Annotated in this window: 10 protein-coding genes; 1 reads left to right on the top strand and 9 read right to left on the bottom strand. The window is 34.1% G+C overall.

The window, feature by feature from the left end; all coding sequences use genetic code 11:
• From rsgA to ACIQ2S_RS08020, 6 genes are all read right to left on the bottom strand, one after another.
• Positions 1–834 (bottom strand): ribosome small subunit-dependent GTPase A (gene rsgA / locus ACIQ2S_RS08045; protein WP_396174790.1); only part of this gene is annotated, 834 nt, incomplete at its 3' end.
• Positions 835–943: 109 nt separating this feature from the next.
• Positions 944–2,602, bottom strand: coding sequence for a hypothetical protein (locus ACIQ2S_RS08040; protein WP_396174788.1), 1,659 nt, complete (start codon positions 2,600–2,602; stop codon positions 944–946).
• 98 nt (positions 2,603–2,700) lie between these two features.
• Positions 2,701–3,783: a chorismate mutase gene (locus ACIQ2S_RS08035; RefSeq protein WP_396174785.1), complete on the bottom strand. Its 1,083-nt coding sequence runs from the start codon at positions 3,781–3,783 to the stop codon at positions 2,701–2,703.
• Between the two features lie 60 nt (positions 3,784–3,843).
• On the bottom strand, positions 3,844–4,683 hold the full coding sequence (locus tag ACIQ2S_RS08030; RefSeq protein WP_396174783.1) for a prephenate dehydrogenase: 840 nt from the start codon (positions 4,681–4,683) through the stop codon (positions 3,844–3,846).
• Between the two features lie 6 nt (positions 4,684–4,689).
• Positions 4,690–5,841, bottom strand: a complete 1,152-nt coding sequence (locus ACIQ2S_RS08025; protein ID WP_396174781.1) for a pyridoxal phosphate-dependent aminotransferase — start codon at positions 5,839–5,841, stop codon at positions 4,690–4,692.
• On the bottom strand, positions 5,838–6,665 hold the full coding sequence (locus ACIQ2S_RS08020) for a prephenate dehydratase (RefSeq protein ID WP_396174779.1): 828 nt from the start codon (positions 6,663–6,665) through the stop codon (positions 5,838–5,840). Before ACIQ2S_RS08020 ends, ACIQ2S_RS08025 begins: the two co-directional genes overlap by 4 nt.
• 298 nt (positions 6,666–6,963) lie before the next feature.
• Here ACIQ2S_RS08020 and gldA point away from each other — a divergent pair, with 298 nt between their 5' ends.
• A complete protein-coding gene (gene gldA, locus ACIQ2S_RS08015; RefSeq protein WP_396174777.1) occupies positions 6,964–7,863 on the top strand; it encodes a gliding motility-associated ABC transporter ATP-binding subunit GldA in 900 nt (299 codons plus the stop codon).
• A 1-nt stretch (position 7,864) separates the two neighbouring features.
• Here gldA and ACIQ2S_RS08010 read toward each other — a convergent pair whose 3' ends face one another.
• The 3 genes from ACIQ2S_RS08010 to ACIQ2S_RS08000 all read right to left on the bottom strand — a co-directional run.
• The gene (locus tag ACIQ2S_RS08010) at positions 7,865–8,605 is read right to left on the bottom strand and encodes a head GIN domain-containing protein (protein ID WP_396174775.1); all 741 of its coding nucleotides are present in this window, start codon (positions 8,603–8,605) and stop codon (positions 7,865–7,867) included.
• Positions 8,602–9,690: an acyloxyacyl hydrolase gene (locus ACIQ2S_RS08005; RefSeq protein WP_396174773.1), complete on the bottom strand. Its 1,089-nt coding sequence runs from the start codon at positions 9,688–9,690 to the stop codon at positions 8,602–8,604. Before ACIQ2S_RS08005 ends, ACIQ2S_RS08010 begins: the two co-directional genes overlap by 4 nt.
• 75 nt (positions 9,691–9,765) lie before the next feature.
• Positions 9,766–10,346, bottom strand: a 581-nt coding sequence (locus ACIQ2S_RS08000) for a methylenetetrahydrofolate reductase (RefSeq protein ID WP_396174771.1), incomplete at its 5' end; no start/stop codon positions are given.

The raw sequence follows: 10,346 nt of genomic DNA, 5'->3' as shown, positions 1-10,346 counted from the left end.
ACAATTGGGTTCGTCTTTATGCAAACAATTGTTGAATTTGCATTGATCTTCTAAAGCAAAAAACTCGGGAAAATAGCCTTTAATTTCTTGTTTTTCCATATCCACGATACCAAATCCTCGGATTCCAGGAGTGTCAATAATTTTGGATCCAAAGGACAAATCAAACATTTCGGCAAAAGTGGTGGTGTGCTGACCTTGTTGATGCAAATCGGATATTTCTTTGGTTTTTAAATTCAATGTTGGTTCTAGTGCATTAACAAGCGTTGACTTCCCGACACCTGAATGACCTGAAAACATGCAAACTTTTCCTTTCATCATTTCTTTTAATGCATCTAAACCTTTGGACTCGGTAGCCGAAACACGCAAGCACTCGTAACCTATTTGTGTATAGATGTACTGCAAATACAATTGATCGTCGGTCATCGCTTCGTCAAACGTATCAATTTTATTAAAAAGTAAAACCGCTTTGATGTGATAAGCTTCTGCGGTAACCAAAAAACGATCGATAAAACTAGTGGTTGTAATCGGATTATTGATTGTGACGATTAAAAAAACAATGTCAATATTGGAAGCAATAATATGTGTCTGTTTGGACAGATTGACCGATTTACGGACGATGTAATTTTTCCGGTCATGAATGTGATGAATGGAACCCGTAACGGCATCAGAAGTGTCATCTAAATCAAAATCTACCACATCGCCCACAGCAATCGGGTTGGTACTTTTGATTCCCTTCATTCTAAACTTACCTTTAATACGGCATTCAAAAACGGCATTTGCTTCGGTTTTCACTGCATACCAACTTCCGGTAGATTTATATACGAGTCCTGTCATGTGGCAAAGATACACGTTTTCATCAATCAGGAATTGATAATTATTTTAGATAGATTACAAAAAAAAGACTATCCGATTGAATAGTCTTTTAAAGTCTTTTGCTCAAAAATTATTTAATAAACAATCTTCCTAATTTATTTTGTTTTTTTCTAGAGGCATAAAATAAAATTTCATTATCACTTTTTCTGTAGTAAACTCCCGGTCTGATAACTAATTCGTTATCTTTTGCTTCAGCAGGATCTTTTCTGGTAACATTTCCTTTTTCATCATAAACAAAAAGCGTTGGTAATGCATTGTTATAATTACCTAAAGCCTTAATTTTATCCATATCTGTAACCCCCTTATTCGACTCATTGTCATTGAAAATTATATTCAATTTATTATCTCTATAAATCGGAATATAACCCAAATACTCCGGCCCTTTCCCCATTTGTGCAACAGGAATTAAAATTGCAACCCCAACACTAAATCCATTAGACGATTCCGCTGCTGCAAGACCTACAGACATGGTTGTCGTTGCTGCCTTTTGATCTTTTGGTAATACATTTGACCATTCCAATGAGCCGTCTGGTTTTAAAGATGTAATAATAACTTCGTTTTTTATGTAGGTTACAGGAGTAAATCCAACGCCAACTCCAAATGCACTTACACCTGATGTTTCGCCATATATTACGAGACTATACTCTGAAAGAATAATTAGTCCTCCATCATTTTTTTCAATAAGTGTATTTATTGAATACAATGGCTTTAAGTCCTTTCCTTTATTTGCCTTTCTTTCGCCTAAAATTTTCACCTTCGTTGCGTGGTCAAATTCGTTGAAGTTTATTTTCTCTGCAACATTTGTATCTGTATTAATTGCCACTGAATAAACACCTTTCAATTCTTTATTAGCTTTCCCACTTTCACGAACACTTGAATAAAATCCTACAAGGTGCAATGTGTTATTATTTGTTGAAAAACCAGAACAGTTAATAATTTCCTTATCTTTCAAGGCAATATTAATCACTTCCTTCTGGTAATTATTTGCACGTTTAAATGCGTGCAATTCAAATCGTTCGTTTTTTTCCTTTTTCTTAGAATCTCTATAACTTTCATTAATAATTAGAAAAACATCGTCTTGGTAATTGACTTCAAAATCTGCTATTAGAAATTCATAGTCTTTCTTGCTGTCATCAAAAACAACTTTCTCTGAATAAGCAAATAATTCTTTTAAAGTATCGTCAAAAAACTTCATTTCATATTTAACAGATTCATCTTTTGGAAAAATAGAGGTATGCATAATTAATAAAGCTCCCTCATCAGGAGAAACTTTATAATAAAAATCACCTCTTAAAGCTTTATTAGCAACCTCAGCTTGAAACAAAATATTGTTATTGGTGCTTAAAATACCTTTTTCAGAAACTTCGGTCCCGACTAGTCTAAATATTTTCTCTTTTCTGTTGTAAACGCTACCAATCACATATAACTTGCCATTTAAAAGATAGATTTCTTCAAAATCAACTTCTCTATCCTTAACTTCAGGAATTACGATGATGTTTTCTGAAACGAACTTCATTCCGTCTGAAGTAAATATTTTTATAGTAAAATCATCACCTTTTACCGCTAGTGTATAGACTTTACCATTAGCTTCACCAATAATTTTAACTATTTTATTTTTTGGATCGGGTATTTCCTCACCATAGCTGATTGAAATGTTTTCAAAGTTGTACTGGGCAAATAGAGACATTCCTGTTAAAAGAAACATGAACATCAAAATAATTTTTCTCATTTTAAGTAGTGTTTGGTTAAACTTTTTCAATATTACAATTAAAAAAACTAAATAGAAATTTTAATTGTACAATATTTAACGCTAAAAATAACATAATTTTACTTATTCATGATAATTTCCTGATGACTAATACTTTCCTGATGAATTGCTTTGAACAAATGCACCACAAATTCTTCACTCAGTCCTTTTTGAGTTCCATCCTGAATCATTTTTTCTAAAATTTCATTCCAACGTTTGTTTTGCAAAATGGCTACATTCTTTTCTTTTTTCAACCATCCGATTTGATCGGCAATTTGCATTCTGTTTCCTAAAATTTCTAAAATTTTTCTATCGTAATCATCAATTTGTGTCCGTAATTTGGTCATTTTTTGGGTAAATTCATCAGCATCATCGGTAATTTTTCGAACTCTTAAATCAATTAAAATTTGTTTTAAAACGGATGGTGTTACTTGTTGAGCAACATCACTCCAAGCATTATCGGGATCAATATGTGTTTCAATAATCAATCCGTCATAATTTAAATCCAAGGCTTGTTGCGAAACTTCTTGAATCATGTCTCGTTTACCGGTAATATGCGAAGGATCACAAATCAAGGGCAAATCAGGGAATCTATTTTGAAAATCAATCGCAATTTGCCACTCCGGATTGTTGCGGTATTTGGTTTTTTCATAGGTCGAAAATCCTCTGTGAATCACTCCTAACTTTTGAATATTAGCTTGGTACAATCGTTCCAAACCGCCAATCCAAAGTGATAAATCGGGATTTACGGGGTTTTTTAAAAGCACAATTTTATGCGTGCCTCTCAAAGCATCTGCAATTTCTTGCACGGCAAACGGATTAACCGTTGTTCGTGCCCCAATCCACAATACATCAATGTCGTGTTCCAAGGCTAACTTGACATGTGCGGCATTTGCAACCTCAACGGCCATTAGTAATCCAGTTTCAGCTTTCGCTTTTTGCAACCATTTCAGTCCGATGGCACCCACCCCTTCAAAGCCGCCGGGACGTGTTCGTGGTTTCCAAATTCCTGCTCTAAAAATACTGACATCTGAATTTTTCAATTCATGTGCAATTTTCAACACCTGATCTTCGGTTTCGGCACTGCAAGGTCCTGCAATTACTAACGGATGTGTTAAATGAAAATCGGTTAACCAATTCTTTAAATTTTTATCGTTTTCCATCGTTTTTATTGTTGTAAGTTGTGGGTTATGGGTTGTAAGTTGAGTCTAACCTCACAACTGTTATTTTAAAATTTCTTTTATTCTGTTTGTATTCTTCATTTCGTTAAAAATAGCTTCGTAATCATCTGCTTCCATTAATGATTTGAAGGTGGAAAGATTGGAAATATATTCTTCTAACGATTTTATAATTTGCTTTTTATTTTGTTTAAAAATGGGTGTCCACATTGAAGGCGAACTTTTTGCCAATCGCACTGTGCTTTCAAATCCGCTTCCGGCCATGTCAAAGATATCTTTTTCATCTTTTTCTTTTTCAATTACTGTTTTACCCAACATAAAAGAACTGATGTGCGACAAATGTGACACATAAGCAATATGCTTGTCATGTGATTTCGGCTCCATATATCGAATTCGCATGTTCAAATTTCGAAAAAAATCGAATGCCACTTCTTGTTTTTTATAAGCCGTCTTTTCAATTTCACAAACGATGATAGTTTTGCCTTCAAATAAATTTGTAACGGCCGCCTGAGGTCCAGAAAACTCTGTTCCGGCAATGGGATGTGTGGCTAAAAAATTATTTCTATTTCGGTGTTTTGCAACTATTTCACAAATTGGATTTTTTGTAGAACCAACATCTAATACCAATGTTTTCTCTGAAACGACATCCAAAATTTCAGGCAAAAGTAGTAAAGCCACATCTACAGGAACTGCGAGAATGACCAAATCTGCGTCTTCTATTCCGCTAATTGTAGCTTTTTGATGAATTAATCCTAATTCTAAAGCTTCCTCGAGATGATTTGCATTGGAGTCAATACCAAAAATCATCACATCATTGTACATTTTTTGAATGTCCAAAGCCAATGAACCACCAATCAACCCCAATCCGATTATATAAACTTTCATCACTAATTATGCTTTAAATCTTGACAATGCCTCGTTAATTTTAACCTCATCTACACACAGTGAAAACCGGATATAACCTTCGCCATTGCTGCCAAATATTGTTCCAGGTGTCACAAACAAGTGCTTTTCATGCAATAAATCATCAATAAATTGTTCTGAAGAATGCGATGTATTTGGCAGTTTTGCCCAAACAAATAAACCTACACTTTTGGCATTAAAACTACATTTTAATTGCGAGGATAACTCAAAAATCAGTTCGCGTCTTTTGCTATAAATAACATTTTGATTTTCAAACCAATCGCTTTTCAATTTTAGTGCTTCAACCGCTCCTTTTTGAATGCCATAAAACATACCACTATCCATGTTGCTTTTCACTTTTAAAACGGCATCGATAAAATTTTTATTCCCCAAAACCATCCCCACACGCCAACCAGACATGTTGAATGTTTTACTGAGAGAATTCAATTCCAATGCAATGTCCTTTGCCCCTTTGGCTTGAAAAATGGACATCGGATTGTCATTTAACACAAAGCTATACGGATTATCGTTCACAATCAAAATTTGGTGCTTCTTTCCAAATGCAATTAGCTTCTCAAAAACTTCGAGTGTTGCATTGGCACCCGTTGGCATATGTGGGTAACACACCCACATGATTTTTACTTTTGAGAGATTCATTTGTTCCAATTTTTCAAAATCAGGCATCCAATTATTTGCAGCGGTTAAATCATAAAAAACCGGTTTTGCCTGTACTAATTCGGTCACCGCTGCATACGTTGGATAACCAGGATTAGGAATCAAGACTTCGTCTGATTTATTTAAAAAAGCCATTGAAATGTGCATAATTCCTTCTTTCGATCCCATTAAAGGTAAAATTTCGGAAGCAAAATCCATCGAAACATCGAACTGATTTTGATAAAAAGTTGTCATTTCTTTTCGTAGTTCCGCTAAGCCTTGATAGCTTTGATATTCATGGGCTTTATGGTCTGTCATCGCATTTTTAATAGCGTCAATTACTGAGGAATGCGGAATCAAATCCGGACTTCCAATTCCCATGTTAATAATCGGTTTTCCTTCGGAAATAAGCTGATTAACTTCGCGTAATTTTTTTGAAAAATAATATTCCTGAACCGACTCCAGTCGTTTTGCCGTTTGTATCATAATTTCCGGTTTTTATATTCTCCTAATACTTTAAAATGTCTGGTCATTTGAACCAATTGTTTTTTTACCTCATGATATTCATGATAACTTTCAAAAACCACATCTACAAAAAATGAATATTGAAATGGCGTGGTGATTATTGGCAACGATAGAATTTTTGTCATATTCAAACCGTAATCACTTATCATCGTCAAAACTTTAGCTAAATTTCCGGGTTGGTCCTCTAATTCAAACTTGAGCGAAGCTTTGTTCATTTCATCTTTTGGGATTTCTTCCCGGTCTTTTTTCAGAATGACAAATCGGGTGGTGTTGTTTTTGACAGTATGAATATCCTTTGCAATAATTTCCAAATCGTATAATATTGCTGCTGTTCTGCTTGCAATTGCTCCAATTCCTTTCAAATTTTGTGCTTGAATTCGCTTGGCCGTTTCGGCAGTATCGATGCTTTCTACTAATCGAATAGGAGGGTGTTTTGCAAAAAAGTCGGCACATTGCAATAATGCCATGGGATGCGATTGCACTTCGGTAATTTCCGAAATAGATTGCCCTTTCAAACCCATTAAATGATGGTGAATATCCAAATAATATTCGCCAACAATGTTTAAATTATAGGTATCTATCAATGCATAATTGGGAATGATTGAACCTGCTATAGAGTTTTCCAAAGCCATAATTCCTTGGGTAGTTTTTGAACTCACTACATTTTTTACCAACGTTTCAAAAGACATACATTCTGCTAATTCTACTTTTTCAGAAAAATAAAGTGCTGCGACTTGGTGATGAAAAGAGCCTTTGATTCCCTGAATGGCAATTTTTGTTTCCATTATTCTAGGTTGTATTTAAAAGATTCTGAAATAAATTCAGAATAAAAAAAATCCCGACTCAATGAGCCGGGATTATATTGTTTGTTGAATTAAAATTTACCTAACATAACACAATACCAACTCTGATTTTTTCCCGAAGAAAAAATAATAAAAATTGGTAAAATAATAGCTATTGAATGAAATCACGCTGTTCTTGTGTTTATGTTTTGCTAATATATAAAATAATTTGATTGAAAATACTTTTTTATAAAAATTTGAGTTTGACAAAAAATAGTACTTTTGCTTTAAATAAAAAATTATGTCGATAGAAGTTCAAAATATTTCAAAAACGTATGGCACCCAAAAAGCGTTAGATTCGGTTTCCTTCTCTATTAAAAAGGGAGAAATCGTTGGTTTTTTAGGTCCGAATGGTGCCGGGAAATCTACTTTAATGAAAATTTTGACTACTTACATCACCGCAGATGCAGGTTTAGCAAAAGTGAACGGAACCGATGTGCTTGAAGACAGTAAAACGGTACAAAAATCAGTTGGCTACTTACCGGAACATAACCCGCTGTATTTGGATTTGTATGTTCGCGAGTACCTAGCATTTAATGCCGATGTGTACCATGTTGACAAAAAACGGATTGAAGAAGTTATTACTCTAACGGGATTAACTCCTGAAAGTCACAAGAAATTAGGGCAGTTATCGAAAGGTTACCGTCAGCGGGTGGGAATTGCAACTGCCTTACTTCACGATCCTGAAGTTTTGATTTTGGACGAACCTACCACAGGATTAGACCCGAATCAATTGGTTGAAATTAGAGAATTAATCAAAAATATCGGAAAAGACAAAACGGTTTTTCTTTCGACACATATTATGCAGGAAGTAGAGGCAATTTGTGATCGGGTTATTATTATCAATAACGGTAAAATTGTAACCGATAAAAAACTAACGAAGTTGATTTCTGAAGAACAGGAACAGATTATTGAAGTTGAATTTGATAAAACAATTTCAGAAACAATTTTACAAACGCTTCCTAAATTGAAAACTTTCGCAAAAGCACATGATAACGTTTGGGAATTGACCTTTACCTCAACAAATGATATGCGTCCGATTGTGTTTGATTTTGCACATGCAAATAATTTGAAAACACTTCAATTAAACTTAAAGAATAAAAATCTTGAGCAGATTTTTAGGGAGAAAACAAAGAAATAATTTACTCCTCAATAATCAATTTCCCTGTATAATGTTCAGTCACCTGAATGATTGGCGGAATATTTTTTAGGATAATATTGCCGTTTCCGTAGATGTTTCCTTCAATAGATTCGATTGGATAGAGAATTAAATCATTCGAACTTCGGTGAAAAACGTTGATTGTATTTGCGTAAAGATTGGGTCCAACAAACTTTCCGTCACCTGAATAAAAATTAACTAAAAGCTCTTGTACTTCCCCTTCAATAAAGTAACCTGCCAAAGTATTACTTTCTACAACCAATTGTCCGGATTGTATGTTCAAGCGAAAATCTCCGGTTCCAGTAACTTCTTCTTCTTCTAATGTAAACAGACGTAGCATCGGAAAAGTTAAAACACCATCGGAAACTATATCTTTTTCGGTAAACGAATGAATTTCTGATAGAGTTGGTGTTGTAATGTAAACAGTAGTCTGACCAAAATCACGCACTAAATTACATTCGGATTGGTCGCTAATTTGCAATGTTCCATCTACTACATTTACAGAAATATCCTCAACTAAATTGGCACCTGTTGAAACTTGTACCAAATACTCCGGACCCTCTTTAATGACCAAAGAAACTCCTTTTTCAACCAAAATTTTATCAAAATCGGTTACTTCTATTGTTTGCAAAACAAAATCACCTGTTTTTTTAAAACAGTCTTCTGTGACACTGCAGCCACTTGCTATAAAAAGTAAAATCAGTATATGTATCGTTTTTTTCATAGTCGAATTCCTATTCCGTATTCAATGGCTTCTGCTTTAGAACCATGTGTTTTTAATGATAAACTAGCGAACAGTTTTTTTGTAAAATAGTATTTCACACCCAATCTTTCATAAACCAACATCCCTTCATCGAAAGGTCTGTACACATAAGTTCCCACCTGAAATTCAAATGAAATTTTATTGATGAACAACTCATAACCTACAAAAACGGCAACTCTTTTATAATCGGTATCAGGGTCAACAGGTTCCAACTCCGGAAAAGCGACTGAACGATATTGAATATATTCCTTAATGCTTGGTGTAATAAATAATTCAGTTCCTGCTTGAAAAGCACTTTTCAGACTGATACGTTTATCAACATGAAATCCGAGATGCAAAAAAGGCTCTTGTCCTAAACCAACTACATAACTTTCATTCACACCGGTTTTTAAAGAAATATTGTATTTTATTGGTTGGGTAAATTTAGCAATACTATCGATTTTAGGATAAATTACAGGATTATCTACATTGTAGTTCAGTCCAACTGAAAAAGCGAACGTATTGATTCCTTTGTTAGGTGATTTTGTTCGACCGTTTGAAAAATGAGTAAAAACTAAGCCTGTTTGAAATCCAAATCGATCCACAAGATGCTCTTTTTTATACTGCAACATAAAGTAATTGCTGCTTAAAAATTGCGTCCCGAAAGCATTGTTTTTATAATTTGTTTCTTGACTGTAAGGATTTGAAGTTATGGCAATTCCTTGCGATATTCGAAACATCAAATTTCTTTTGAAAAAGTAGAAATTGAAATGAGCTCCAATCGCATAATTTTCACCAAGATACTGATTTTGAAAATCTTGATAGAGCACTGAAAAACCGTATTCAGGATAATTGTATGCCTTTTTCCAGTCTTCGTTGCCAAACGTTTTAAAATTATAGCTTACAATAAGTCCGTTTGGATGACCTGTAATCAAGTGATTGATGTCTTCCGCATGACTAAGAATGGTTCCCTTAAAAAAATTGGCATCGAAAGATCCGGTTCGAATAGAATCCTGTCCACGCAGCTGGAAAACAAGTAAACAAAATCCAATTAAAAATAGCCTCATGCATTTTTTATATCCCTACAAATATAATAGATTTAATGGATGACAGATATTCTGACACCTGTGAAAAGCTAAATCTTAAAATACTTCTTTGGCAATCTCCTTAATGTTTTCGGCTTTTCCCATGGAGTAATAATGTAAAACCGGAAAACCCGCTTGAACTAATCCTTTTGATTGTTCGACACACCATTCAACGCCAATTTTCTTAACTGCTTCATTGTCTTTAGCTTTTACGACTGCCATAATCAAATCGTCCGGTAAATCAACTTTGAAACGATGCGGAATTAAATTCAATTGCTTTTTCGTAGCAATTGGTTTCAAACCAGGGATAATTGGAACTGTAATTCCGGCTGCTCTACATTTGGCAACAAAATCAAAGAAACGTTTGTTGTCAAAAAACATTTGGGTGATGATATAATCAGCACCGTTTTTAATTTTTTGCTTTAAAAAATGAATGTCACTATCCATACTGGGAGCTTCCATATGTTTTTCAGGATAACCGGCAACGCCAATGCAAAAATCAGTACATGAAGAGTTTTGCAAATCTTCATCCAAATAAATTCCTTTATTTAAATTATTGATTTGTGAAACTAATTCCGTAGCATATTCATTTCCTTCTTTTTCTGGTCTGAAATAAATTTCATTTTTTAATGCGTCTC

Source organism: Flavobacterium sp. (assembly GCF_044371705.1).
In the GTDB taxonomy this organism is placed as follows: Bacteria; Bacteroidota; Bacteroidia; order Flavobacteriales; family Flavobacteriaceae; genus Flavobacterium.
Note: the sequence above shows the minus strand (reverse complement) of the source record. Positions and strands in the feature narration are given on the sequence as shown.

What these genes read in the sequence shown, in the direction of transcription:
- ACIQ2S_RS08040 (WP_396174788.1), bottom strand. Translation starts at nt 2,602, where the DNA reads ATGAGAAAAATTATTTTGATGTTCATGTTTCTTTTAACAGGAATGTCT.
- ACIQ2S_RS08035 (WP_396174785.1), bottom strand. Translation starts at nt 3,783, where the DNA reads ATGGAAAACGATAAAAATTTAAAGAATTGGTTAACCGATTTTCATTTA.
- ACIQ2S_RS08030 (WP_396174783.1), bottom strand. Translation starts at nt 4,683, where the DNA reads ATGAAAGTTTATATAATCGGATTGGGGTTGATTGGTGGTTCATTGGCT.
- ACIQ2S_RS08025 (WP_396174781.1), bottom strand. Translation starts at nt 5,841, where the DNA reads ATGATACAAACGGCAAAACGACTGGAGTCGGTTCAGGAATATTATTTT.
- ACIQ2S_RS08020 (WP_396174779.1), bottom strand. Translation starts at nt 6,665, where the DNA reads ATGGAAACAAAAATTGCCATTCAGGGAATCAAAGGCTCTTTTCATCAC.
- gldA (WP_396174777.1), top strand. Translation starts at nt 6,964, where the DNA reads ATGTCGATAGAAGTTCAAAATATTTCAAAAACGTATGGCACCCAAAAA.
- ACIQ2S_RS08010 (WP_396174775.1), bottom strand. Translation starts at nt 8,605, where the DNA reads ATGAAAAAAACGATACATATACTGATTTTACTTTTTATAGCAAGTGGC.
- ACIQ2S_RS08005 (WP_396174773.1), bottom strand. Translation starts at nt 9,690, where the DNA reads ATGAGGCTATTTTTAATTGGATTTTGTTTACTTGTTTTCCAGCTGCGT.